This is a genomic window from Micromonospora sp. CPCC 205739, from assembly GCF_036906795.1.
Taxonomy (GTDB): domain Bacteria; phylum Actinomycetota; class Actinomycetes; order Mycobacteriales; family Micromonosporaceae; genus Micromonospora.
Genome location: NZ_JBAKHS010000010.1, coordinates 23,343 through 48,423, shown reverse-complemented (window position 1 = coordinate 48,423; position 25,081 = coordinate 23,343). Strand labels below are relative to the sequence as shown.

Below are 25,081 nucleotides of genomic sequence, written 5' to 3'. Positions count from 1 at the left end.
GGTGGGGAGGAACACCGACCCGTGAACGTGCTCATCGACAAGTTCGACGTCTTTGCGGGTGGTTTCTGGCTCACCCTCCAGATCTGCGTACTCGCCGCGATCGGCGCCCTGCTCCTGGGCGCCGTCGTGGCGGTACTCCGGATCTCGCCGGTGCCGCCGCTGCGCGCGGTCGGCACCGGCTACGTGAACGTCTTCCGGAACATGCCGCTGACCGTGGTGATGTTCTTCGCCGCCTTCGGCCTGCCGGCGCTCGGCTCCAACGCCGACTTCCTGCGCATCCCCGGTCTCGACGCGGTCTTCAGCCGGCTCGACACCGACCTGCCGTACTTCCGTTTCGCGCTGATCGCCCTGGTGCTCTACACCGCGGCGTTCGTCTGTGAGGCGCTGCGCTCCGGGGTGAACGCGGTGCCCGCCGGCCAGGCCGAGGCCGCCCGCTCGCTGGGCCTGACCTTCGGCCAGAACCTGCGGTACGTGGTGCTGCCGCAGTCCTGGAAGGCCTCGATCGTTCCGCTCGGTTCGGTGATCATCGCGATGATCAAGAACTCGGCGCTGGCCGGCTTCTTCGGGGTCGTCGGCGACCTGTCGGCCACGGCCGACCAGCTCACCGGAGCCGAGGGCTACGCCTTCATCCCCGTCGCCATCGGCATCTCGATCGGCTACCTGATCATGACCGTGCCGCTCGGTGCCCTGCTGGACCGGATCGAGAAGCGACAGGCGGTGGCCCGATGAGTCAGCAGACCAGCGTCCTCTACGACGTCCCCGGTCCCCGCCAGCGGCGGATCACGCTGATCAGCAGCGTGGTCGCCGCGGTGGTCCTGCTCGTCGGGGCGTACTTCCTGATCTACCAGCCGCTGGCCGACAAGGGCCAGTTCTCCATGGAGCTGTGGGGACCGCTGGTCGACCCCTCCAACGAGAACTTCGCCCTGGTGTGGGAGCGGATCGGGATCGGCTTCAAGAACACGCTGACCGCCGCGGCGCTGGCCATCGTCGCCTCGCTGGTCGTCGGCACCCTGCTCGCCGTGCTGCGGATCCAGCTCAAGAGCCTCACCCAGCGACGCTTCACCGGCATGGCCACGCCGCTGGCGTACCTGCTGCGCGGGGTGAGCCTGCTGCTCTCGGCGGTCACCCGGGTCTGCGTCGAGGTGTTCCGCGGCCTGCCGGTCGTCATCACCATCTTCTTCGTGGCCCGCGGCTTCCCCGAGTTCGGCATCGCCATGGACACCCTCTGGTACCTGGTGATCGGCCTGACCATCTACAACTCCGTGGTCATCGCCGAGATCCTCCGCTCCGGCATGGAGGGGCTGCCGGGCGGCCAGCGGGAGGCCGCCGCCGCCATCGGGCTCTCCCCGCTCCAGACCACCCGGATGATCCTGCTGCCGCAGTCCTTCCGGATCATGCTGCCGGCGCTGATCAGCCAGCTCGTGGTGGTCCTCAAGGACACCTCGCTGGGCTTCATCATCAGCTACGAGGAGACCCTCAACATCGGCAAGCAGATCATCGGCGTGCTGGGCAACCCGATCCAGGTCTACGTCGTGATCGCCGTGCTCTTCATCGTGGTCAACTACTCGCTGTCGAAGCTCGCGCAGTACCTCCAGCGCCGGCTCTCGCAGGGCCGCAAGACGGCCGGCACTCCGGCCCAGAACCCGCCGCCCGCGGCCCTCATGTCGCAGGCCGAGGGCGCCGGCAGCGCCTGACCCGACACGTACGACGAAAGGGCCGGCCCGCGTGGGCCGGCCCTTTCCGTCTGCGTACCGTCAGCGGGCGATCTCGGTGACCCGGGACTCACGGACCACGGTCACCCGGATCTGACCCGGGTAGGTCAGCTCCTCCTCGATCTGCTTGGCCACGTCCCGGGCGAGGACCGCCGCGCCGATGTCGTCGACGTCCTCCGGCTTGACCATCACCCGGATCTCCCGGCCCGCCTGCATGGCGAAGACCTTCTCCACGCCGAGCTTGCCGGCCGCGATCTCCTCGATCCGCTCCAGCCGCTTGACGTACGCCTCCAGGCTCTCCCGCCGGGCGCCCGGGCGCCCGCCCGAGCAGGCGTCGGAGGCCTGGGTGAGCACCGCCTCGATGGTCTGCGGCGGCACCTCGTTGTGGTGCGCCTCGATGGCGTGCACCACGTCCTCGCTCTCGCCGTACTTGCGGGCCAGGTCCGCGCCGATGATGGCGTGGCTGCCCTCCACCTCGTGGGTGAGCGCCTTGCCGATGTCGTGCAGGAACGCGCACCGCTTGATGGTGGGGATGTCCAACCGCAGCTCGGCGGCCATCGTCCCGGCGATGTGCGCGGTCTCCACCAGGTGCTTGAGCACGTTCTGCCCGTACGACGTCCGGTAGCGCAACCGGCCGAGCAGGGTCACCAGCTCCGGGTGGATCTCGGTGATGCCGACCTCGACCAGGGCGTCCTCGGCCGCCCGGTGGCAGAGCTCCTCCACCTCCTGCCGGGCCAGGTCGTGCACCTCCTCGATCCGGTGCGGGTGGATCCGGCCGTCGAGGACCAGCTTCTCCAGAGTGAGCCGGCCGACCTCCCGGCGTACCGGGTCGAAGCAGGAGAGCAGCACCGCCTCGGGGGTGTCGTCGATGATCAGGTTGACCCCGGTGACCGACTCGAAGGCGCGGATGTTGCGCCCCTCCCGGCCGATGATCCGCCCCTTCATCTCGTCCCCGGGCAGGTGCAGCACGCTGACCACGCTCTCCGCGGTCTGCTCGCTGGCCACCCGCTGGATGGCGTCCACCACGATCGTCCGGGCACGCTGCTCGGCGGTGTTGCGGGCGTCGGACTCGATGTCCCGGACCAGCAGGGCCGCCTCCCGCTTGGCCTGGGTCTCGATCGCGTCGATCAGCTCGGCGCGCGCGGCGTCGGCGGTGAGCCCGGCGACCCGTTCCAGCTCGCGGCGGCGCTGCTCCTCGGCGGCGGCCAGCGCGGTCTCCCGCTCCACCAGCCCGGCCTCCCGCTTCGCCAGCTCGGCGCTGGCCGCGGTGAGCTGCCGTTCCCGCTCGGCCAGCCGCTCGACTTCCTCGGTGTGCAGCCGCTCCCGCTCGTCCATCCGGGCCGCCCGGCGCTCCACCTCGGCGGCCTGCTCGCGGGTGGTGGCGGCCAGGACGGCCACCTCCCGCTCACCGCTGCGCCGGGCGGCGGTCCGCAACTGCTCGGCGTCGGCCTCGGCCTGCCGGTGGGCCCGCTCCAGGATGGTGTCCGCCTCGGCGCGGGCGTCGTCGAGCACCCGGCGGGCCTCGGCCCGGGCCGACTTCGCCTCCGCCTTCGCGGCGGCCGCCTCGGTCCGGGCGGCGGCCGCAGCGGACTTCGCCACGTCGATGGTGCTGTTCGCCTCGTCGGCCGCGCTGCGCAGCGCCGCCAGCGACTGCTCCTGACGGTCCTTCTCGGCGATGAACGCCGGGTCCTCCGGGGCCGGCGCCGCGCGGAAGGTCCGCATCGCCCGTACGCCGAAGAGCACGGCGCCGACGACGACCACGGCGAGCAGCAGCACCGCGACGAGCAGCACCACCTCGACGCCGCTCATCTCGGCGCCCCTTCGCCGCAGCGAACGAGGTCCGACCGTCCTACGCCACCGGCGGACCCGCGACCGCCGACACCCCCTGGGGACCCGTGGTCCCTGTGCCGCCCCGCCATGGCCGCCTCCCCTGAACGTCGACACCGTGGAGGACCGTGCCGGCGGGCACGAGCCTCCACGGCCCTGGACGCCCGACCGAGCGGCTGGCCGTGGGTACAGCTCTCCGTCGGCGGTGCCCGGTGGGCATCGTCGACAGCCGGGTGCAGTTGTCGGATCGGCTCCGGACCGGCTGTCCGGAGCGACCGTCAAAGGCCGGTGGAGCTGGCCAAAGTGATGCTGTTCTGTTACGCGATCTATGTTGTGCGCTTAGCCTGCGCTGGTCGGGCAATGTGAGCCTGTAGGGCGAGGCTAGGTCGCCGGGGGCCGTTCGGTCAAGAACTCATGATCAAACCCCCCGAACGGAGCGAAGTTGAGTCGTCACCGACCGCCCACGGCATGACGGACAGCAGCGGACAAACGACCCGGGTGACAGGGTCGTGCGTCGCCCTTCGGACCTGCTCACAGCCCCGTCGGCGGCACGGTGCCCGCCCGGCGCGGACGGTGCCGCTGGGCTCCCCCGGCACCTCGCCGGACCCGACGTACATCACTCGATGCCCGGGTGGCGCCCGGTGCGTGGGGTGGCGGGGCAAGCCGGAGCCGGAGCCGAGGCGAGGGCCGGGACCGAATCCGGCGTGCCGGGTCAGGAGGCGCCGAGGGCGCGGGCGGCGGCGACCAGCGCCGCGTTGTCGGGCGCGGCAGCGCCGTCCGGGAGGCTGACGGTGTCCTCCAGGCCGATCCGGGTGTCCAGACCCCGGCGTACCGCCTCGACGAGCACCACCCAGGCGGCGGCACCCTCGCCGTGCAGCAACACCGGCGGGCCGCCCGGGGCCAGGTCGGCGAGCATGGTTTCGGCGTCGGCCAGCGCCCGCGCCGGATCGTCCGGTGTGCACTCGATCAGGATCCGCCCGACCGGCACCCGCCACCGTTGCTGGGCCCGTACGGCCTGCGGGGTCCAGAGGCCCGCCTCGACCAGCACGCCCCGCTCGTGCAGTGCGGCGGCGACGGCCTCCGCCCCCGCCTCGTGCGCGTTGACCGAGGCGAAGTCGGGCAGCACCGTCCAGGCCCGTACGGCGGCAACCCGAGCGGCCGGGTCGGGCTCGATCCACGCCCCGGTGCTCACCCCGACGGGCAGCCCCGGCCGGGCGGCCCGGATCGCGGCCAGCGCGTCGGAGATCGCGGCCGGCGCCAGCGACTCGACGCCCGCGGCGTCCCGGGGATGGACGTGCACGGCGGCCACCCCGAGGTCGGCGCAGCGGGCGGCGTCGGCGGCCAGCTCGGCCGGGGTGACCGGCACGGCGGGATGCTCGTCGCGGCCCCGGCCGCCGTTGAGACAGGCCTTCAGCACCGGATCATCCTCCCCCGCCCCCGGCGACGCCCGCACGATTCGCGCCGGCCGTCTCGCGGGGCCCTGGGGCACGCGGCGGAGCCGCGCTGTGGGGTGCCCTGCTGCGGGACGTCGCTCGGCCGGTGGCGGGCGTCCCGCTGCGGGGCGTCGCTCAGTCGGTGGCGGGCGTCCCGCTGCGGGGCGTCGCTCAGTCGGTGGCGCGGGTGTCGCGGTCGAGTTCGCCCTCGGCCTCGGCCAGTGCGTCGGCGTCGATCTGCTCGGCGAACTCGGCGGCCTCGGCGCTCTGCGCGGCGAGGGCGTCCTTCACCGCGCGGATCGCCACGCCCGGCGGGTAGCCCTTGCGGGCGAGCATCCCGACCAGTCGGCGGAACACCGCGTCCGGTTCGCCCCGGGCGGTGCGCAGCTTCCGCTCCACCAGGGCGCGGGCGGTCTCCGCCTCGGTCTCCTCGTCCAGCTCGCCGAGCGCCTCGCTGGCCACGTCGCCGTCCACGCCGCGCTGGCGCAGCTCGTTGGCGAGCGCCCGGCGGGCCAGCCCCCGGCCGGTGTGCCGGCTGGAGACCCAGGCCCGGGCGAAGGCGGCGTCGTCGATGATGCCGACCTCGTCGTACCGGTCGAGCACGTCGGCCGAGACCTCGTCGGAGATGCCCCGCTTGGCCAGCGCCCCGGCCAGCTCGGCTCGGGTACGCGGACGCACCGCGAGCTGCCGCAGGCAGATCTCCCGGGCCACCTCGGCCTCGTCGCGCGGTGGGCTCGGGGGTGCCTCCGGATCGGTCTCGTCGAACCGGCCACGACGACCCCGCCGGGGCCGGGGCGCGGTGCCGTCACCCGCCCGGGGCGGACTGGCATCCCAGCCCCGCCCCGTGCGGGCGCGTCGTCCTGCCACCGGTCAGCGGCCGATCAGAAGTCGACCGGCGGCAGCTCCGGGCCGCCGGCGGCGTCGCCCGCGCCGACCCCGACGCCGAGCTTCTCCAGGATCTTCTTCTCGATCTCGGCGGCCACGTCCGGGTTCTCCTTGAGGAACTCGCGGGCCTTCTCCTTGCCCTGGCCGAGCTGGTCACCGTCGTAGGTGTACCAGGCGCCGGACTTGCGGATGATCGCCTGCTCCACGCCGACGTCGATCAGCGAGCCCTCGCGGGAGATGCCCTTGCCGTACATGATGTCGAACTCGGCCTGCTTGAACGGCGCGGCGACCTTGTTCTTCACGACCTTGACCCGGGTCCGGTTACCGACCACGTCGGTGCCGTCCTTCAGGCTCTCGATGCGGCGCACGTCGAGTCGGACCGAGGCGTAGAACTTCAGCGCCCGACCACCGGTGGTGGTCTCCGGGCTGCCGAACATCACGCCGATCTTCTCGCGGAGCTGGTTGATGAAGATCGCCGTGGTGCCGGTGTTGTTGAGCACACCGGTGATCTTCCGCAGCGCCTGGCTCATCAGCCGGGCCTGCAGACCCACGTGGCTGTCGCCCATCTCACCCTCGATCTCGGCGCGCGGCACCAGGGCCGCCACCGAGTCGATCACGATGATGTCGATCGCGCCGGAGCGGACCAGCATGTCGGCGATCTCCAGCGCCTGCTCGCCGGTGTCCGGCTGGGAGACCAGCAGGGCGTCGGTGTCGACGCCGAGGGCCTTCGCGTACTCCGGGTCGAGCGCGTGCTCGGCGTCGACGAAGGCGGCGATGCCGCCGGCCCGCTGGGCGTTGGCCACCGCGTGCAGGGCGACCGTGGTCTTACCGCTGGACTCGGGACCGTAGATCTCGACGACCCGGCCGCGGGGCAGACCGCCCACGCCGAGCGCCACGTCGAGCGCGATCGAGCCGGTGGGGATCACCGAGGTCTGGATGACCGGCCGCTCCCCCAGCCGCATCACCGAACCCTTGCCGAACTGCTTGTCGATCTGAGCGAGAGCAAGGTCTAGTGCCTTCTCCCGATCGGGCCCTGCGGCCATGTTTGCCACCCCTGCCTTCGCCGGCGTCTTTCCTGAGCTTCGCGTCACGCGGGACACGCTAGGCGCTGGGTCCGACAGAAAACCAGCCGACGGGCCGTGAGCTGTGGACGAGCACCCCGCTGTGGACAATAGCCGAACAGGTGTACGAGTCGGCAAGCGACACGCGGAAGTGACGAAAGCGCCGCTCAGCGTAGCCGGGCGGGCACCCGGTCGGGGTAGGCGGCGACGACGGCCCGCCACACCACGTGGGTCTGCTCACCCGAGGCGAGCGCCTGCTCGATGGTCCGCCCGCCCAGCTGGGACAACACCTGGTCGCGGGCGATGCTGGCCGCGTAGCCCGGCCCGAAGGCCTCCTCCAGCCGGGCCCAGAAGTCGGTCAGCCGCACGTGATCAGTCCTCCTCGTCCGGTGCCCCCACCGGCACCGGACGCAACGCTAGCGCCACCAGGGGCACCACCGCGATCGCCGCCAGCAGGGTCAGCACCGGATAACCCGCGGCCCGCATGACAAACCCGCTCAGGGCGGCGGCACCGGCGCCGGCCAGCCCCATCGTCAGGTCGGAGAAGCCCTGCACGCTCGGCCGGACCGCCGCCGGCACCGACTCCGACAGCAGGGTGGAGCCGGCCACCATGGTGCCGGACCAGCCCAGCCCGAGCAGGGCCAGGCCGACCGAGAGCCGGGGGGTGTCGTGCCCGGCGGTGCCGGCGACCGCGCACGCGGCCAGCAGCAGCCCGACCCCGCCGAGGACCACCGCGCGCCGCCCCAGCCGGTCGGTGAGCCAGCCCACCACCGGGCTGAGCGCGTACATGCCGGCGATGTGCAGGCTCAGCACGATGCCGACCACCCGCAGCACGTCGGCGTCGCCGTGCGACTCGCCGAGGCGTACCGGGGTCATCGACATCACCGCGACCATCACCACGTGCCCGACCGCGACCGCCGCGATGCCGAGCCGGGCCGCCGGGCGGCCGCGTACCACGTGCCAGGCCGCGCGCATCCCCGCACCACGCCGGGCGGTCCGGGCCGGCGCGGCGACGGCGTCGGCCGGCGGGGTGACGTCCTCCACGGCGGCCGCGACCGGGGCGTCGGCCGCCGCCAGCCGGCGCGCGGTGAGCAGCGGGTCGGGCCGGAGCAGCACCACGAGTACGACGGCGGCGAGCACGAACGCGGCGGCGCTGAACGCGAACGGGCCGGCCAGCGGCGGCAGCCCCCACCCGCTGGTGGTGCGGTCGGCCAGCGCGGCGAAGTTCGGCGCGGTCACCGCGCCGATGGTGGTGGCCCAGACGATCAGCGAGAGCTGCCGGCCCCGGCGGGCCGGCTCGGCGAGGTCCACCGCGGCGTAGCGGGCCTGCAGGTTCGCCGCCGTGCCGCCGCCGAAGAGCAGCATGCCGAGGAAGAGCAGCGGTACGGAGCGGGTGACCGTGGCGAGCACCACCAGCACGGCGCCGACGGCGCCGGCCAGGTAGGCGAAGGCCAGTCCGGGTCGCCGGCCGTGCCCGTTCATGATCCGGGTGACCGGGACGGCGAGCAGCGCCCCGCCGACCACGGCGGCGCTCTGCGCCAGGCCGGCGACGGCGGTGCCGGCGACCCGGGCGGCGAGCAGCGCCCCGACGGAGATGCCGATGGTGACGCCGATCCCGCCGATGATCTGCGTGCCGAAGAGCAGGCGCAGGGTCCGCCGCTGGATCGGCGCGACGTCGGGCCGGCCACGGGCCGGTGCGGTCAGGTCGGTGGCCATGCCGGCCTCCTCGGTAAGGGGTCAGACGCCGCCCCATCCTTGCAAACCGGCCTCGCCCCCGGGCACCCGGTTTCGCTACAGGCCGAGCCCCCGCCCGATGATCTCCTTCATGATCTCGGTGGTGCCGCCGTAGATGGTCTGCACCCGCCCGTCCAGCCAGGCCTTCGCCACCGGGTGCTCCAGCACGAACCCGTAGCCGCCGTGCAGCTGCACGCAGCGGTCGGCGACCTTGTTCTGCAGCTCGGTGGTCCACCACTTGGCCTTCGCCGCGTCGGTGACCGAGAGCCGGCCGGCGTTGAACTCGGCCACGCAGTGGTTGACGAAGGTGCGCGCGATGGTGATCTCGGTGTCCAGTTCCGCCAGCAGGAACCGGTTGTGCTGGAACCGCCCGATCGGCCGGCCGAACGCCTCGCGCGAGCGGGCGTAGTCGAGGGTGAGCGCGAGCAGCTTCTCCGCCGCCGCCACCGCCACGACGGCGATGCTCAGCCGCTCCCGGGGCAGGTTCGCCATCAGGTGGTAGAAGCCGTGGTTCTCGGTGCCGATCAGGTGTTCCGCCGGCACCCGGCAGTCGTCGAAGAACAGCTCCGCGGTGTCGTTGGCCTTCAGGCCCACCTTCTCCAGCCGCCGGCCCCGGGTGAAACCGGGCGTGCCGGTCTCCACCGCCACCAGGCTGACCCCGTGCGCGCCCTGGTCCGGCGCGGTGCGGACCACCACGATCACCAGGTCGGCCATCTCGCCGTTGGTGATGAACGTCTTCTGCCCGTTGAGCACCCACTCGTCGCCGTCGCGGACCGCGCTGGTGCGGATGCCCGCCAGGTCGCTGCCCGCGCCCGGCTCGCTCATCGCGATCGCGGTGACCAGGTCGCCGGAGCAGAACCTGGGCAGCCAGCGCTTGCGCTGCTCGTCGGTGGTCAGTTCGGTCAGGTACGGCGCCACCACGTCGTTGTGCAGCCCGAAGCCGAGCCCGGAGCAGCCCGACGCGACGATCTCCTCGTCCAGCACCGCGTTGAACCGGAAGTCCTGCTGCCCCCCGCCGCCGTGGTCGGTGTCGACGTCCATGCCGAGCAGTCCGGCGGCGCCGGCCTTGCGCCACACCTCGCGGTCGACGATGCCGTCGGCCTCCCAGCGGGCGTGGTGCGGCACCGCCTCGCGGGCCAGGAACTCCCGGCACAGGTCGCGGAATTCCTCGTGGACCGGTTCGTAGAGATGCTGCTCCATGGCGGCCAGTGTGGCACCGCTCACCCGCCCTGCCCAGAGGCGAGGCCCGTTCACCACCGGCGGCATCGTTGTTTATCGGAGCGGCACTTTCCCTGCCGGGAAGCTACCGTGCCGGACATGACGGACGCGCGGGCGTTGGTGGAGCGGTTCAACGCGGCCTGGGTACGCGGCGACCTGGCGGCGGTCTCCGCCTGCCTCGCCGACGACGTGACGTACCGCCCGAACGCCTGGGACGGTCCGGCGACCACGCTGCGGGGGCGGGAGGCCGTGACCGCGGCCTTCGTCGACCAGCTCGGGCCCGGTGAGGGCCCGGCGCTCGGCCCGGTCTGGGCGGCCGGCGAGCGGGTGGTCTGCGAGTGGGCGTGGGCGCCGGCCGAGGACGGCACGGTGCTGTGCGGCCTGGACGTCTACCGGGTCCGCGACGGCCGGATCGTCGCCAAGGACGTGTACGGCAAGATCACCGCCGAGGGCTGACGGCCGCCCCTACCCGGCCAGCGCGCGGGCGCCGACCGTCAGGTCCTGCACCAGCCCCGCGTACGCGGCGTCCTGGTCGTCGGCGCGCAGCACGGCGGACGGGTGGATGGTGGCCAGCAGCTGCGCGGCCGGGGCGTCGGCCACCTTCCCGGCGCTGTCCACCGGGACCCGGGCGAAGTCCTCCGGGCGCTGGGCGGACACCGGCCACGGCAGCAGTTCGCCCCGTTGCCGGGTGACCCGGAACGACGGGCCGAGCAGGGCCTTGGCGGCCGTCGCACCGAGCACCACCACCAGCTCCGGGCGCAGCCGGGAGAACTCGGCGACCAGCCACGGCCGGCAGGCGGTGATGTGCACCCGGTCCGGCGTCTGGTGGATGCGCCGCTTCCCGCGCAGCTCGAAGCGGAAGTGCTTGACGGCGTTCGTGAGATAGATGTGCCCGGGGTCGAGGCCGGCGTCGTCGACCGCCCGGCGCAGCAGCCGCCCGGCCGGACCGACGAAGGGCAGTCCTTTCTGGTCCTCCATGTCGCCGGGCTGCTCGCCGACCAGGACCACCCGGGCGCTCTCGTCACCCCGGCCGAAGACCGTCTGCGAGGCGTCGCGGTAGAGCTCGCAGCCCCGGCAGCCGGTAGCCGCGGCGCGCAGCTCGTCGAGCGTGTCGGCCTGTGGAGGGATGAACTGCTGCGCACCCGGCGCCGCGTCGGTCTCGGCCATGGCGACCTTTATATACCGGATTCACGGTCACCGCCGGGTGTGGCGGCCCGTGGCGGGCGGGACGCGTCGAGGATGGACCCGGGTCAGGCGGTGAACCCGCCCGACCGGGCCGGCCGCAGCGCCCGCGCCACCGCGTCGGCGAAGGGCACGAGGTCGGCCTCGTCAAGCGCGCCGACGGTGATCCGGATCCCGGGCTCGGCGGCGATCCGGTAGAGCGCGCCGGGCGCCACCGACCAGCCGGCGTCGCGCAGGGCGGTGACCACGCTGGTCTCGTCCGGCACCGGCAGCCAGATGTTGATGCCGCTGCGGCCGCGGGCGGTCAGACCCCGGGCGGCGAGCGCCGCCAGCAGCCCGGTGCGCCGCCGCTCGTACTCCTCGCCGGAGCGGTGGACCAGCTCGGCGGTGGCCGGGTCGCGCCAGAGCGACAGCACGAGCCGTTGCAGCACGGTGGAGACCCAGCCCGCGCCGACCCGGGCCCGGCCGGCGACCCGGGCCACGGTGGCCTCGTCGCCGGCCAGCACCGCCAGCCGCAGGTCGGGCCCGAACGGCTTGCTCGTCGACCGGACGAAGGCCCAGGTCGGGGTCGCCCCGGCGAGCGGGTGCAGCGGCACCCGGGCCAGCTCGGCGGCGTGGTCGTCCTCGATCAGCAGCAGGTCCCGGCGGCCGGCGAGCAGCTCCCGCAGGGCGCCGGCCCGGGCGGCGGAGACGGCGGCGCCGGTCGGGTTCTGCGCGCGGCTGGTCACCACCAGCGCCCGGGCGCCGAGGGTCAGGGCGTCGCGCACGCCGGCCTCGGTGGGCCCGTCGTCGTCCACCGGTACGCCGATCGGCCGCAGCCCGAGCGCGGCGACCAGGTCGAGCAGGTTGGCCCAGCCCGGGTCCTCGACCGCCACCGCGTCGCCCGGGCGCAGGTGGGCGGCGAGCAGCCGCTCGATGCCGTCCAGCGCGCCCCCGGTGACGGTGATCTCCTCGGCCGGTACGCCGTCGGCGGCGAGCCGGTCCCGGGCCGCCTCGGCCAGCCCGGGGAGCACGGCGGTCGAGGCGTACCCGGCGGGTGGGCCGATCTCGGCGGCGAGCGCGGCCAGGTGCGGGCCGAGCGGCGGCAGCAGCCCGGGGTCGGGTTGCCCCTGGGAGAGGTCGCGGGTGCCGGGGGCGGGCGGCGGGTGCAGCACGGAGCGACGGCCGGCGACCGGAGGCCGGGGGCGGACCCGGGTGCCGTGCCGACCCGCGGTCACCACCAGGCCGCGCCCGCGCAGCTCCTGGTAGGCCCGGGCGACGGTGGCCGGGCTGACGCCCAGCTCGGCGGCGAGCGCCCGGACGGCGGGCAGCGCCGTGCCCGGCGCCAGCGCGTCGGCGCGGATGCCGCTTTCGACGCTGGCCGAAATCGCGGCCGACGTGGAGCCGGTGATCTGATAACGTACTGCCACAGTTTCAGCATTGTACTAGAACAAAGGTGGGATGTCGCATGTACGCCCCGACCGCGCGCACCACGGCCACCCGCTCCCGCGACCGGATGAGCTACGACCGGGCCGCCACGCACGCGGTGCTCGACGAGGCGTACGACTGCGTGCTCGGGTTCGTCGTGGACGGCGAGCCCCGGCTGCTGCCCACCCTGCACGTGCGCATCGGCGACACCCTCTACCTGCACGGCTCCACCGGCAGCCGGCCGCTGCTCGCCGCCCGCGGCGACGCCGGGCTGCGGGTCTGCGTCACCGTCACCCTGCTCGACGGGCTCGTCTACGCCCGCTCGCAGTTCGACCACAGCGCCAACTACCGCTCGGTGGTCGCCCACGGCACCGCCCACCTGGTCACCGACGACGCCGAGAAGCTGCGGATGCTGACCGCGCTGGTGGAGAAGGTCGGCGCCGGGCGCAGCGCGGACAGCCGCCCGCCGAGCCGCCGCGAGCTGGCCGAGACCGCCGTGCTGGCGCTGCCGCTGCGCGAGGTGTCACTGCGCTCGCGCACCGGCGGGGTCCGGGACGACCCGGCCGACGCCGACCTGCCGCACTGGGCCGGGGTGGTGCCGCTGCGGCTCACCGCCGGGCTGCCCGAGCCGGACGCGGGCGTGACCGCGCCGGTGCCGGCGTACCTGCGCGCGGCCGGCTCGCCGTGGCACGAGGCGGCGACCCTGCGGGGCGAGCACGTGCTGCTGGAGCCGCTGGACCTGGCCCACGCCGACGAGCTCTTCACCGCCACCGCCGAGCCCGAGGTCTGGGCCCACCTGACCCACTGGCTGCCCACCGACCCGGCCACCATGAGGGAGATCGTCGCCGGGGCGCTGGCCGCCGGGCACCGGGGTGAGCGGGTGGCCTGGGTGCAGCGCTGCGCGCGCACGGGCGCGGTCGTCGGCAGCACCTCGTACTACGACATCGACCCCGAGCGGCGGGCGGTCGCCATCGGCCACACCTGGCTGGGCCGGCCCTGGTGGCGCAGCGGAATCAACACCGAGGCCAAGCTGCTGCTGCTCGGCCGCGCGTTCGACCAGCTCGGCGCGGTCCGGGTGGCCTGGCACACCGACATCCGCAACACCCGCTCGCAGGCGGCGATCGAGCGCCTGGGCGCCACCCGGGAGGGCGTGCTGCGGATGCACCGGCAGCGCCCGGACGGCTCCTGGCGGGACACCGTGCAGTACGCGATGACCGTCGACGAGTGGCCGAACGCACAGGCCAGGCTCCGGGAAAGGCTTCGCCGTACGGCACCCGCGGCGTGATGATGGCGGGCGTGCTGGGCATCACCGACATCTGGACGTACGTGCTGGGGACCGTGGCGATCATCCTGCTGCCGGGGCCCAACTCGCTCTTCGTGCTCTCCACCGCCGCCAAGCGCGGGGTGGGGGCCGGTTACCGGGCGGCGGGCGGGGTGTTCGTCGGCGACGGGGTGCTGATGTTCCTCTCCGCCGCCGGGGTGGCGTCGCTGCTCAAGGCGTACCCGCCGCTCTTCCTGGTGATCAAGTACGCGGGCGCGGCGTACCTCGGCTACGTCGGGGTGACCATGCTGCGCGGCGCCTGGCGGCGCTGGCGCGTCCGCAACGACCCGGCGGCCCCGCGCCTGATCGACGCCGCGGAGCCGGCGGCGATGCGCAGCCCGTTCCGCAAGGCGTTGGTGATCAGCCTGCTGAACCCGAAGGCGATCCTCTTCTTCATCTCGTTCTTCATCCAGTTCGTCGACCCCGGGTACGCCTGGCCGGCGCTGTCGTTCCTGCTGCTCGGGCTGATCGCCCAGGTCACCAGCGCGCTCTACCTGACCGCGTTGATCTTCGCGGGCACGTTCCTGGCGGCGCAGTTCCGGCGTCGCCGGCGGCTGGCCGCGGGTGCCACCACCGGCGTCGGGGTGCTCTTCCTCGGCTTCAGCCTCAAGCTCGCCACCGCCTCGGTCTGACCCCGGCGGGGGGGTGCGCCGGCGCGGGACCGGGCCGCTGGCCGGGACCGGGTTCAGGTGCCGTCGCCCCCGCCGCCGCCGATGCCCCCGCCCCCGGCGGTGCCGCCGAGGCCGTAGCCGGGCGCGACCGGTTCGTCGGGGTGGCGGCTGACGTGGGCGGACTCGGTGATCCGGGCCGACCAGTGGGCGTTCGAGGCGGCCGCCGCGTGCCGGTTGATCGCCTCGCGCAGCCAGCCGTCGACGGTGGCGACCCAGTCCCGCTGCTCCATGCCGGCGTGCCAGATCCGGAACCGGCTGATGCTCTGGTGGCTGATGCCGGTCAGGGAGAGCCGCCGGTCCAGCCAGATGAGCACCTCCAGGCCGGCCGAGTTGGTCACGAAGATCACCTCCAGCTCGGTGATCGGGCCGGCGTAGAGCGGCCCCACCCAGTAGCCGAGCCGCTGGTGCACGGGCAGGGTCTGCGCCACCCCGGGAAGCCGACCCTGCACCAGACCGGCCTGGCGCATCGCGAAGCCCAGGGTCTCCAGCGCGGCCAGGATGTGCTGCTGGATCGGCAGCGGATGGACGAACACCGGCACCATCGCCCCCTGGTCCAGGTCCGGGTCGAGGGAGACCTCGGTGCGCAGGCCGGTGCGCAGGCTGAGCAGCGGCACCCCGCCGAAGATGGTCACCGGGGTCTCCCAGGGCAGCGGCAGGGCGAAGTCGACCGCCCGCCGCCGTCCGGCCGGCACCACGAAGCGGCCGGCGATCGGCACCTGGTGGTACTGCACCAGGCGGCGCGGACTGCGCGGATCGTCCGGTTCGGCGGTGGCGACCAGCCCCAGCCGGATGTGCCGGACCGGTACGTCCTCCGACCCGGCGGCGAGCGTGACCCGCCCCGGCAGGCGCAGCCCCGGACGGGTGCTCGGGTTCGTCAGGGTGGTGCCCACCGACAGCCCCGGCCACCCGGACTCCCGCGCCACCCCCGTGACCCGCATCCCCACACCCCCGGCTTTCCCCCCACCCGCCCCACCACGCCTCCCCTCAAGGCGCCGTCAACCGTGCACGTACGGAGAAAGCGTGGCCATCCGGCGAGGAATGGCCACGCTTTCTCGGAACGTGCGCGGATCTTGGGTGGGTTGGTGGGGGGTCAGCGGAGGCGGCGGCCGCGGGGGACGGGGTCGGTCTCGTCGTCGAACTCGCCGATGACCTCCTCCAGGAGGTCCTCCAGGGCGACGAAGCCGATCGGGCGGGTGGGGCCGCCGCCGTTGCGGACCAGCGCGAGCTGGGCCTGGTCTGCGCGCATCGCCGCCACCGCCTCGGTGACCGAGGAGCTCGCCGGCAGGGTGAACGCCCGGGTCATCAGCTCGCCCGCGGTAGCCGACCGGCCGGTGGTGACCGCCCGCACCGCCTCCCGCACGTGCACCAGGCCGCAGACCTCGCCGCCCGGGTCCAGCACGGCGAGCCGGGACCGGCCGCTGTCCCGGCTGACCTGCTCGATGCGGCCCGCGGTGTCGTCCCGGCGGACCGTGACGATCTCGTCGAAGGGCTCCATCACGTCGCGGACGGTGGTGCCCTGCAACTCCAGCATGCTGGTCAGCAGGTGGTGCTGCTCGGCGCCGAGCAGCCCGTGTTCGCGGGACTGCTCCAGCAGGATGCGCAGCTCGTCCGGGCCGTGCACCTGGGCGAGCTGATCCTGCTGCTGCACCCCGAACAGCCGCAGGATCACGTTGGCCAGCGCGTTGAGCGCCGACAGCACCGGCCGGGCGACCCGGGCGAAGGCCCGGAACGGCAGCGCCAGCAGCAGCGCCGAACGCTCCGCGTCGGTGATCGCCCACGACTTCGGGGCCATCTCGCCGACGACCAGGTGCAGGAAGGTGACCAGCCCCAGCGCGAACACCAGCGCGACGGCGTGGCTGGCCGCGTCGGGCAGACCCACCGTGTGCAGCAGCGGGCTGAGCAGGTGCTCGATCGCCGGCTCGGCGAGCGCGCCGAGCCCCAGGGTGCACAGCGTGATGCCGAGCTGCGCGCCGGCCAGCATCAGCGACAGTTCGCGGACGCCGTCCAGGGCCGCCCGGGCCGCCCGACCGCCGCCGGCGGCAGCCTGTTCGAGGCGGTAGCGCTTGCTCGCCACCAGCGCGAACTCGGCGGCCACGAAGAAGCCGTTGAGCGCCAGCAGCAGCGCCGAGACCAGCAGGGCGACGCCGGGGCTCATGCCGCCACCTCCCCGCCGGGGGCCTCGCCGGCCATCCGCAGCCGCACCGAGTCGGCCACGTGCCGGTCCACCACGAGCACCTCGACCAGGGCCTTCGGCCGGTCGCGTGGCTCCTCGCCGTCGGCGGGCAGGCTGATCTCCAGCCGGTCACCCACCTCGGGCACCCGCCCCAGCTCCCGCATGACCAGCCCGGAGAGGGTGTCGTACTCGGGGGCTTCGGGCAGCGAGATGCCGGTGCTGTCGGCGACCTCGTCGATCCGCCAGCGGGCCGGCACCACCCAGGAGCCGTCCGCCTGCCGGGCGGGGGCGCGCTCCGGCGGGTCGTCCTCGTCCCGGATCGGCCCGACCAGCTCCTCGGCGATGTCCTCCAGCGTGATCACGCCGGCGAAGCCGCCGTACTCGTCGACCACGCAGGCCAGCTGCCGGTGCCCGGACCGCAGCCGGTCCAGCACCGTCGGCAGCGGCAGCGTCTCCGGCACCAGCAACGGGGGTACGGCCACCGCGCTGACCGGGGTGGTGGCCCGCTGCGCCGGGGGTACCCCGAGCACGTCGGCGATGCCGACCACCCCGACGAGGTCGTCCACGCCCTCGGCGCCGCGCACCGGGAAGCGGGAGTGGCCGGTGTCGAGCAGCTCCACGATCCGGCTGACCGGCTCGTGCGCCCGTACGGTGTGCACGTCCACCCGGGGCACCATGGCCTCGCCGGCGGTCAGCTCGCGGAAGTCGAGCCCCCGGTCGAGCAGGTCGGACATCTCGGCGTCGAGGTGCCCCTCCTCCCGGGACTCGGCGATGATCTGCTCCAGGTCCTCCGGGGTGGCGCCGCTGGGCAGCTCCTCGATCGGCTCGATGCCGACCCGGCGCAGCAGCCGCACCGCCGCCCGGTCGAAGAGCGTGATCAGCGGACCGGCGACCTTCAGGTACATCAGGGTGGAGCGGCTCAGCGCCCGGGCCAGCGGTTCGGCGCGGGCGATGGCCAGGTTCTTCGGGGCCAGCTCGCCGAGGACCATCTGCACCACGGTGGCGATGAGCAGGGCCAGCGCCACCGCGAGCGGAAGGCTGACCGCGGTGGAGACGCCGGTGCCGCCGAGCAGCTCGGCCAGCCCGGCGCCCAGGTAGGGCTGGGCGACGTAACCGACCAGCAGGGCGGTGACGGTGATGCCGAGCTGGGCGCCGGAGAGCATGAAGGAGAGCCGGCCGGTGACCTCCAGGGCCCGGGCGGCCGCCTGGTCGCCCTCGTCGGCCTGCTGCTTGAGCCGGCCGCGGTCCACCGCGACGTAACCGAACTCCTGGGCCACGAAGTAACCGGTGGCGGCGGTGAGAACGATGATGAGTACGAGACCGACGACGATCAACACGGGTCGCTCAGGGCTCCCGGGGACGTCGGGCCGAGGGGATGCCGGGCACGACCCGGCTGGCTACTGCTGCCCTCCTGGGCAGAGGAGTCGATCATGCCGTCATTCTATCGGCGGTCGCTGAAAGCCCGCTGAAAGTGGGGACAAAGCCGCCGCTCATCCCCTATTTCCGGGGCTCGGCGAGTTCATCCGTCTCCAGCAGGCTCCGGTCCACCCGGCCCGACCGGTACGCGGCCCGTCCGATCATCTGCGCGGCGACCGGCGCGGTGACCAACTGGAAGACGGCGACCAGCCCGATCATGCCGAGGTCGGCCGGGGTCCGCAGCCGCAGCGCCAGCCCGAGCAGCAGGAGCAGTGCCCCGAGCACCTGCGGCTTGGTGGCGGCGTGCATCCGGTCCAGCACGTCCGGGAAGCGCAGCACCCCGATCCCGGCGGCGAGGCTGAGCAGCGCCCCCACCACCAGGGCGACCGCCCCCAGCCAGTCGGCGACCGTACCCGCGCTCACCACGTCCTCCCCGGGTGCGGGCGCGCCGGGGCGCCGACGGCCGGCGCCGCCGGGGCGCACCGGCCGGCCCGGTGGGCCGGGGTCACGCCTCCTGCCGGACGGCGAAGCGGACCAGGGCCACCGAGCCGACGAACCCGAGCAGGGAGAGCACCACCAGCACGGGCAGCGTGGTGGCGTGCCGGTTGATCGCCGCCTCCGCGCCGACCGCGCCGAGCATCGTGGAGAGCAGCAGGTCGGCGGCGATCACCCGGTCCAGCAGCGACGGGCCCCGGTAGATCCGGGCCAGCGCCAGCAGCGCGGTGACCGACAGCAGCAGGGTGAGGACGGTGGTCAGGGTCAGGGTCACGGTCATGCGTTACCTCCGGTCGACGGATCGGTGGCGAGCAGGCGCAGCTCGGCGGCGGAGCCGACCGCCCGGACGACGCGTTCCTCCACGGCGAGGACCCGCGCCCGGCTGTCGATCAGGTCCTGCGGGCGTCGCACGTCGAGCACGTGCACGTACAGGGCGCCGCCGTCCCGGTCGACATCGAGGATGAGGGTGCCGGGGACCAGGGAGAGCAGCTCGGCGGTGAGCGCCAGGTTCAGGTCGGTACGCACCCGCAGGCGTACCCGGATGATCGCCCCGCGCGGCCGATAGCCGGGCCGTACGGCGATGGCGGCGATGCGCACGCTGGCGCGGACCAGTTCGGCGACGAACGTCACCAGCAGCACCAGCAGCGCCCTCGGCCGCAGCCGGCCGCCGAAGGAGACCGCCGGCAGCGGGAAGAACAGCAGTACCGCGATGCCGACCACCGTCCCGCCGAGCAGGTTGCCCCAGGAGAACTCCCCCCAGAGCAGGTTCCAGACCACGACCAGCCAGCCCAGGGCGATCGCCTGGTCGCGGCGGCGACCGGCCCGCCTCGGGGACGGGCGCTCCGCGGCGTCGGGGGCGGTCACGGGGCGCCGCCGGGCAGGACGGCCCGCACGTACGGGGTGCGCAGCCGCAGGTCGGCCGCGGCGTCGGCGGTGACGCGGAACAGCGGGCCGGCGGCGAGCGTGAACGTCAACCCCAGCACCACCAGGGCGGCGGTGGCGCCCACCATCAGGTGGGGCAGCCGGACCACCGGCTCGGCGGTGGCCAGCCGGGGCGCCCGCCAGAACGCGATGTTCCACACCCGGGAGGCGGCGTAGAGGGTGAGCAGGCTGGTCGCCGTGCCGGCGGCGACCAGGATCCAGGGCAGCGGCCCGCCGACCGCCACGCCCGCCTGGAGCAGGCCGACCTTGCCGAGGAAGCCGGAGAAGGGCGGGATGCCGGCGAGGTTCATCGCCGGGACGAAGAAGAGCACCGCCAGCAGCGGGGCGATCCGGGCCAGGCCGCCGAGCCGGCGCAGGTCGGTGCTGCCGGCGCGCTCCTCGACCAGCCCGGCGACGAGGAAGAGCGTGGTCTGGATGGTGATGTGGTGCACCACGTAGAAGATCGCGCCGGAGAGCGCGGCGGCGGTGCTCAGCGCCACCCCGTAGATCATGTAGCCGATGTGGCTGAGCAGGGTGAACGAGAAGAGCCGCTTCATGTCCGACTGCGCCACCGCGCCGAGCACGCCGACCACCATGGTCAGCCCGGCCACCACCATGAGCAGGTCGGAGACCTGCCCGCCGGGGAAGAGCAGCGTCTCGGTGCGGATGATCGCGTAGACGCCGACCTTGGTGAGCAGGCCGGCGAAGACCGCGGTCACCGGGGCCGGCGCGGTGGGGTAGCTGTCCGGCAGCCAGGCGGAGACCGGGAAGACCGCCGCCTTGACGCCGAAGGCCAGCAGCAGCGTCAGCTGCAGTCCCATCCGTACGCCGTCGGGCAGCGCGTCCAGCCGGATGGCGAGCTGGGCCAGGTTGAGGGTGCCGGTGGCGGCGTACACCAGGCCGACCGCGATCAGGAAGATCATCGAGGCGAGGAGGCTGACCACCACGTACGTCGAGCCGGTGCGGATCCGGGCCTCGGTGCCGCCCAGCGTGATCAGCACGAAGCTCGCCGCCAGCAGCATCTCGAAGCCGACGAAGAGGTTGAACAGGTCACCGGCCAGGAAGGCGTTGGTGATGCCGGCGGTCAGCACCAGGTAGGTCGGGTGGTAGATGCTCACCGGCGAGGACTCGCTGGTCTCGCTGCGACCCTGGCCGATGGAGTAGAACAGCACGCAGAGGATCACCGCCGAGGAGACCACCAGCATCAGCGCGGCGAGCTGGTCGGCGACCAGCACGATCCCCACCGGCGCGGGCCACCCGCCCACCTGCGTCACCACCGGCCCGTGCCGGTACGCCTGGACCAGCAGCGCCACCGCGACGACCAGGTTGCTGGTGACTGCGACCACGCTGACCGTCCGCTGCGCCCGGGGCAGGTTGGCCAGGATCAGCGTCAGCGCGGCGCCGAGCAGTGGCACCATCACCGGCAGGGGCAGGAGCTGCTTCACTGGCGATCACCCCGCCCGCGCAGCCGGCGCCGGGCGGGCTCCGGGTCCACCTGCTCCGGGTCGTCGTCCGGACCCTCCCCGCCGAGGTCGGCCTCGGGCACCTCGTTGCGCTCGGCGAGCTGCACGATCTGGCGGTCCTCCAGGTCGTCCTGCACCTCGTCGTCGCCGCCGAGATACCAGCTCCGGTACGCGACCGAGGCCAGGAACGCGGTCAGCCCGAAGGTGATCACGATGGCGGTGAGCACCATGGCCTGGGTCAGCGAGTCGCTGAACTCCGCCACCGCAGCGGTGCCCACCACCGGCGCCGCGCCGGACCGGCCGCCGAGCAGGATGAGCAGGTTCACCCCGTTTCCGAGCAGGATGACGCCGAGCAGGATCCGGGTCAGGCTGCGCTCCAGCAGCAGGATCACCCCGGTGGCCGCGAGCACGCCGACGGCGAGCACCAGCACCAGGGTCGGCCCCGCACCGCCCTGCCTCACCCCGACTCACCCTCCTCCTGCACGACGAGCCCCCGCTCGGACCTGCCGGACGCCTCGATGTGCCGGTCCACCTCGGCGCCGAGGCTGCGCAGGATGTCCAGCACCAGCCCCACCACGACCAGGTAGACGCCGACGTCGAAGAAGAGCGAGGTGACCACGTACGGCTCGCCCAGCCAGGGCAGCGGCAGGTAGACCTTGGCGCTCTCCAGCACGTCGCCGGTGGTCAGCAGGGACACCACGCCGCCACCGACGGAGATCGCCAGCCCGGCGCCGAGTACCGTGCCCGCGCCGACCGGGGCTCCCTCGGCCAGCTCGTACCGGCCGCCGGCGAGGTAGCGCAGGGCCAGCGCGAGGCTCGCCACCAGGCCGCCGGCGAAGCCGCCGCCCGGGGCGTTGTGACCGGAGAAGAGCAGGAAGAGCGAGAAGAGCACCATGGTGTGGAAGACCAGCCGGGTGACCACCTCGAAGACGATCGAGCGGCGCCGCTCCTGCAGCGTCGGGCCGCCGCTGAGCCAGACCGGCCGGCCGTCCCGCCGGGGTGCTCCCGACGGTTCGCCCCGGCGGGGGCGGGGGCCGGTGCGGGACCGCTCGAAGATCAGGCTGGCCACCCCGGTCGCGGCCACCACCAGCACCGAGATCTCGCCCATGGTGTCCCAGGCCCGGATGTCCACCAGGGTCACGTTGACCACGTTGCGGCCGTACCCCTCGACGACCGCGAGGTCGGGGAAGGCCCCGGAGATCGGCGCGGCGGTCCGGGAGCCGGCGGCGACCAGGGCGAGGCCGGCGAGGACCACCCCGACGCCGACGCCGATCGCACGGCGCGCCCACCGGCTGCGGCGCAGCGGCCGGACGGAGAAGCGTTCCGGCAGCCGGCGCAGCACCAGCACGAACACGGCGATGGTCGCCGTCTCCACCAGGAACTGGGTCAGCGCCAGGTCGGGGGCGCCGTAGAGCACGAAGAGCATCGCCGTGCCGTAGCCGGTCACCCCGACCAGCAGCATCGCGGTCAACCGCCGGCGGGCGCCGACCGCGAGCAGTGCCGCGACCGCGATGACCACGGTGACCACCAGCTGCAACGGGCTGTCCCAGAGGGCGATCCGCGCGCGCCACGGACGGGCGGCCAGCAGCGTCGCGCCGGGCACGAGCACCAGCGCGAGCAGGACGGTGCCCAGGTACTGCGGCAGGGAGCCGCGCTGGGTGGCGCCGGTGACCTCGATGGCGAGCCGGTCGAAGCGGCGGGTGACCCACTCGTACCCCTGGTTGCCGCCCACCGGCGAGCGGAGCCGGGTCAGCACCGGCGCGAGCGGGCCGCGCACCGCGTGCAGCACGAAGCCGCCGGCCAGGACCAGCGCCGACAGGCCGAGTGCCGGGGTCAGGCCGTGCCAGAGCGCCAGGTGCTCGTGCGGCGTCCCGAACAGCTCCGCGTACGGGCGCAGCGGCCGGTCCAGCGCGGCCACGGCGGGACCGGCGACCAGGCCACCGACGGCGAGCAGCGCCGGCGGCAGCAGCATCGCCAGGGGCGCCCGGTCGACCTCGGTCGGTTCGGTGTCCGGGCGGGTGGCGAAGGCGCCCCAGAGGAAGCGGATGGTGTAGGCGACGGTGAGGGTGGTGCCCACCACCAGCCCGGCGAGGACGACCGGCCACTCGGCCAGCGCGGTGAAGACCGCCTCCTTGCCGACGAAGCCGAGCAGCGGCGGCACCCCCGCCATGGAGGCGGCGGCGAGCGCGGCGACGGCCGTCAGCACCGGCGCCCGCCGGCCCAGCCCGGACAGCTCCCGCAGGTCGCGGGTGCCGGCCTCGTGGTCGACGATGCCGACGACGAGGAAGAGGGCCGCCTTGAACAGGGCGTGCGCCAGCAGCATCACCACCCCGGCGAGCGCGGCGTCGGGGCTGCCGGCGCCCATCACCACCACCAGCAGGCCGAGCTGGCTGACCGTGCCGTACGCCAGCAGCAGCTTCAGGTCGCACTGCCGCAACGCCGCCCAGCCCCCGGCGATCATCGTGACCAGGCCGAGGGTGAGCACCACCGGTCGCCACGGTCCGACGTGGGCGAGCACCGGGGCGAGCAGCCCGATCAGGTAGACGCCCGCCTTCACCATGGCCGCCGCGTGCAGGTACGCGCTGACCGGGGTGGGCGCGGCCATCGCCACCGGCAGCCAGGCGTTGAACGGCACGATCGCCGACTTGGCGAGCGCGCCGGCCAGGATCAGCAGCACCGCGGTGACCAGCGCCGCCCCGCCCGGCAGCGGCGCGGCGGCGATCTCCGACCAGCGGTAGCTGCCGGCGTGCTCGCCGAGGATCAGGAAGCCGACCAGCATGGCCAGGCCGCCCATGGTGGTGACGGTCAGCGCCTGCGCCGCCGCCCAGCGGCTGGAGCGCCGCTCGGTGCTGTGGCCGATCAGCAGGTAGGAGAAGACGGTGGTCAGCTCCCAGAAGACGTAGAGCAGCAGCAGGTCGTCGGCGAGGACCAGGCCGAGCATCGCGCCGGCGAAGGCGACCAGCACCGCGACGAACCGGGTCAGCCCGGCGGAGTCGGCGGCGAAGTACCGGCCGCAGTAGATGAGCACCAGCGCGCCGACGCCGCCGACCAGCAGGGTCATCAGCCAGGAGAGCGTGGTCAGCCGCAGCGCCACGTCGACGTCGAGCTGGTCGATCCACCGGTACGTCTCGACGACTGCGCCGCCGTCGCGGACCGCCGGCGTACGGGTCAGCGCCCAGCCGAACGCGGCGGCCGGCGCCACCGCGAGCGGGTAGCAGGCGCGCGGGCCCCACCGCCGGACCAGTAGCGGCGCGGCGAGGGCCGCCGCCAGGTGGAGGAGCAGCAGTACGAGCACGCGTCCTCCCCGGTCGAGCTGGCGGCGCGCGCCGGGCGGGAACGTCCCGGTCTGCACCGATCAGACGCCAGATCGGCGGGCGACGTGCGGTTTTCCGGAAATCACCCGTCCCGGCCCGTCCGCGGGCGGGGGTGGCAGGTACCCCGGGTGGTCCTGTCGAGCTGATGTCGTAGACGACTCAGCGGTGGCGCTCCGCTCCGCCCGGCGGCGGGCACCGCCGACGAGATCCGCATCGCGGGCGCCCGGGCCGGCCATCGCGGTCCCTGACGACCGGATGACCCTCCGGGACCGGGTGCCGACCCGCAGCCGGCGACGGTCGGCACTGACGAACCGCCCCGGAGTCGGTACCGGGCGGGTCGGGCGCTGCCGGTCAGCGCAGCGCGACGTCCCCGGCCGGCACGGCGGCCTCGCGCGACGGGCGGTCCCGGCGGGTCTCGACCAGCAGATCAGGACGGCCCAGCTGGACGACGACCTTGTTGACCACGCGCTGGGCGGCGGCGAGCGAGCGCACCGAGAGCAGGTTGCCCCGGCTCTCCCGGCGCAGGACGAAGTAGTGGACCGCGGCCCGCACCTGGCCCCGGTCGGCGGCGCTGGCCTGGGCGGTGGAGACGACCAGCTCGCGCAGGGAGCGGGCCAGCCGCTCGGCGAGCTCCAGCTCCGGGCCGCGCAGGCTGCCCCGGACGGCCGTGAGATGACTGTCGACCTTGCGGATGAGCACGTCGGTGGCGGGCGTGAAGCCGTGCTCCTCGACGGTCATCCGATCCCCTCCACCCGACGCTGCGCTGCGAGTGAAGTTACTTTATGTTGCGTGTCGCAAGCAAGCAGTTAGTTAAGACGTAACACCCATCCGGCCCGTAAGCAGCCGCA

Annotated in this window: 24 protein-coding genes; 5 read left to right on the top strand and 19 right to left on the bottom strand. The window is 73.9% G+C overall.

From position 1 onward, the window contains the following. Positions 1–21 precede the first annotated feature (21 nt). Positions 22–729, top strand: a complete 708-nt coding sequence (locus V6U88_RS16785) for an amino acid ABC transporter permease (RefSeq protein ID WP_334454055.1) — start codon at positions 22–24, stop codon at positions 727–729. Continuing rightward, entirely contained in the window at positions 726–1,694 is a 969-nt protein-coding gene (locus V6U88_RS16780; protein WP_334454053.1) for an amino acid ABC transporter permease, read from the top strand. Before V6U88_RS16785 ends, V6U88_RS16780 begins: the two co-directional genes overlap by 4 nt. Positions 1,695–1,754: 60 nt before the next feature. Here the strand turns inward: V6U88_RS16780 and rny are convergent, their stop codons facing one another. The 7 genes from rny to V6U88_RS16745 form a co-directional block, all read right to left on the bottom strand. Next, the gene (rny, locus tag V6U88_RS16775) at positions 1,755–3,521 is read right to left on the bottom strand and encodes a ribonuclease Y (protein ID WP_334454051.1); all 1,767 of its coding nucleotides are present in this window, start codon (positions 3,519–3,521) and stop codon (positions 1,755–1,757) included. 730 nt (positions 3,522–4,251) lie between these two features. Further along, positions 4,252–4,956 carry a 3-keto-5-aminohexanoate cleavage protein gene (locus tag V6U88_RS16770; RefSeq protein WP_334454049.1) on the bottom strand — a complete coding sequence of 235 codons (705 nt, stop codon included), beginning with the start codon at positions 4,954–4,956 and terminating at the stop codon, positions 4,252–4,254. 187 nt (positions 4,957–5,143) lie between these two features. Then, the gene (locus tag V6U88_RS16765) at positions 5,144–5,839 is read right to left on the bottom strand and encodes a regulatory protein RecX (RefSeq protein ID WP_334454047.1); all 696 of its coding nucleotides are present in this window, start codon (positions 5,837–5,839) and stop codon (positions 5,144–5,146) included. A gap of 14 nt (positions 5,840–5,853) precedes the next feature. Beyond that, positions 5,854–6,900 carry a recombinase RecA gene (gene recA, locus V6U88_RS16760; RefSeq protein WP_088978017.1) on the bottom strand — a complete coding sequence of 349 codons (1,047 nt, stop codon included), beginning with the start codon at positions 6,898–6,900 and terminating at the stop codon, positions 5,854–5,856. Positions 6,901–7,085: 185 nt separating this feature from the next. Next, positions 7,086–7,286: a DUF3046 domain-containing protein gene (locus tag V6U88_RS16755; RefSeq protein WP_334454041.1), complete on the bottom strand. Its 201-nt coding sequence runs from the start codon at positions 7,284–7,286 to the stop codon at positions 7,086–7,088. 4 nt (positions 7,287–7,290) lie between these two features. Then, a complete protein-coding gene (locus V6U88_RS16750; protein WP_334454040.1) occupies positions 7,291–8,634 on the bottom strand; it encodes an MFS transporter in 1,344 nt (447 codons plus the stop codon). A 75-nt stretch (positions 8,635–8,709) separates the two neighbouring features. Continuing rightward, positions 8,710–9,852, bottom strand: coding sequence for an acyl-CoA dehydrogenase family protein (locus V6U88_RS16745; protein WP_334454038.1), 1,143 nt, complete (start codon positions 9,850–9,852; stop codon positions 8,710–8,712). A 117-nt stretch (positions 9,853–9,969) separates the two neighbouring features. On the opposite strand from V6U88_RS16745, the gene V6U88_RS16740 reads away from it, so the two are divergent. Beyond that, positions 9,970–10,326: a nuclear transport factor 2 family protein gene (locus V6U88_RS16740; protein WP_334454037.1), complete on the top strand. Its 357-nt coding sequence runs from the start codon at positions 9,970–9,972 to the stop codon at positions 10,324–10,326. Between the two features lie 9 nt (positions 10,327–10,335). On the opposite strand, the gene V6U88_RS16735 is transcribed toward V6U88_RS16740, so the two are convergent. Both V6U88_RS16735 and V6U88_RS16730 read right to left on the bottom strand, forming a co-directional pair. Continuing rightward, positions 10,336–11,037: a UdgX family uracil-DNA binding protein gene (locus V6U88_RS16735; protein WP_334454035.1), complete on the bottom strand. Its 702-nt coding sequence runs from the start codon at positions 11,035–11,037 to the stop codon at positions 10,336–10,338. Between the two features lie 83 nt (positions 11,038–11,120). Beyond that, positions 11,121–12,461 (bottom strand): aminotransferase class I/II-fold pyridoxal phosphate-dependent enzyme, encoded by a 1,341-nt coding sequence (locus tag V6U88_RS16730; RefSeq protein ID WP_334454033.1) that lies wholly within the window; start codon positions 12,459–12,461, stop codon positions 11,121–11,123. Positions 12,462–12,499: 38 nt separating this feature from the next. Between V6U88_RS16730 and V6U88_RS16725 the strand changes: the two genes are divergently transcribed. Together V6U88_RS16725 and leuE are read left to right on the top strand one after the other, a co-directional pair. Further along, positions 12,500–13,744, top strand: coding sequence for a bifunctional pyridoxamine 5'-phosphate oxidase family protein/GNAT family N-acetyltransferase (locus V6U88_RS16725; protein ID WP_334454032.1), 1,245 nt, complete (start codon positions 12,500–12,502; stop codon positions 13,742–13,744). Beyond that, on the top strand, positions 13,744–14,412 hold the full coding sequence (leuE, locus tag V6U88_RS16720; protein ID WP_334454327.1) for a leucine efflux protein LeuE: 669 nt from the start codon (positions 13,744–13,746) through the stop codon (positions 14,410–14,412). The genes V6U88_RS16725 and leuE overlap by 1 nt, the downstream gene beginning before the upstream one ends. Before the next feature lie 53 nt (positions 14,413–14,465). Here leuE and V6U88_RS16715 read toward each other — a convergent pair whose 3' ends face one another. The 10 genes from V6U88_RS16715 to V6U88_RS16670 form a co-directional block, all read right to left on the bottom strand. Further along, complete coding sequence (locus tag V6U88_RS16715) at positions 14,466–15,389, bottom strand: sporulation protein (protein WP_334454031.1); 924 nt, start codon at positions 15,387–15,389, stop codon at positions 14,466–14,468. Between the two features lie 152 nt (positions 15,390–15,541). Beyond that, positions 15,542–16,606, bottom strand: a complete 1,065-nt coding sequence (locus V6U88_RS16710; RefSeq protein ID WP_334454029.1) for a hemolysin family protein — start codon at positions 16,604–16,606, stop codon at positions 15,542–15,544. Then, on the bottom strand, positions 16,603–17,961 hold the full coding sequence (locus V6U88_RS16705; RefSeq protein WP_334454028.1) for a hemolysin family protein: 1,359 nt from the start codon (positions 17,959–17,961) through the stop codon (positions 16,603–16,605). Before V6U88_RS16705 ends, V6U88_RS16710 begins: the two co-directional genes overlap by 4 nt. Positions 17,962–18,121: 160 nt before the next feature. Next, positions 18,122–18,463, bottom strand: a complete 342-nt coding sequence (mnhG, locus tag V6U88_RS16700) for a monovalent cation/H(+) antiporter subunit G (RefSeq protein ID WP_334454026.1) — start codon at positions 18,461–18,463, stop codon at positions 18,122–18,124. 82 nt (positions 18,464–18,545) lie between these two features. Then, positions 18,546–18,815, bottom strand: a complete 270-nt coding sequence (locus V6U88_RS16695) for a monovalent cation/H+ antiporter complex subunit F (protein WP_334454024.1) — start codon at positions 18,813–18,815, stop codon at positions 18,546–18,548. Beyond that, positions 18,812–19,399, bottom strand: coding sequence for a Na+/H+ antiporter subunit E (locus tag V6U88_RS16690; protein WP_334454022.1), 588 nt, complete (start codon positions 19,397–19,399; stop codon positions 18,812–18,814). Before V6U88_RS16690 ends, V6U88_RS16695 begins: the two co-directional genes overlap by 4 nt. Next, complete coding sequence (locus tag V6U88_RS16685; RefSeq protein ID WP_334454020.1) at positions 19,396–20,901, bottom strand: Na+/H+ antiporter subunit D; 1,506 nt, start codon at positions 20,899–20,901, stop codon at positions 19,396–19,398. The genes V6U88_RS16690 and V6U88_RS16685 overlap by 4 nt, the downstream gene beginning before the upstream one ends. Continuing rightward, positions 20,898–21,380 (bottom strand): Na(+)/H(+) antiporter subunit C, encoded by a 483-nt coding sequence (locus tag V6U88_RS16680; protein WP_334454019.1) that lies wholly within the window; start codon positions 21,378–21,380, stop codon positions 20,898–20,900. The genes V6U88_RS16685 and V6U88_RS16680 overlap by 4 nt, the downstream gene beginning before the upstream one ends. Next, on the bottom strand, positions 21,377–24,214 hold the full coding sequence (locus tag V6U88_RS16675; protein WP_334454017.1) for a Na+/H+ antiporter subunit A: 2,838 nt from the start codon (positions 24,212–24,214) through the stop codon (positions 21,377–21,379). Before V6U88_RS16675 ends, V6U88_RS16680 begins: the two co-directional genes overlap by 4 nt. A 370-nt stretch (positions 24,215–24,584) precedes the next feature. Further along, positions 24,585–24,971 (bottom strand): hypothetical protein, encoded by a 387-nt coding sequence (locus V6U88_RS16670; protein WP_334454016.1) that lies wholly within the window; start codon positions 24,969–24,971, stop codon positions 24,585–24,587. Positions 24,972–25,081: the final 110 nt, after the last annotated feature.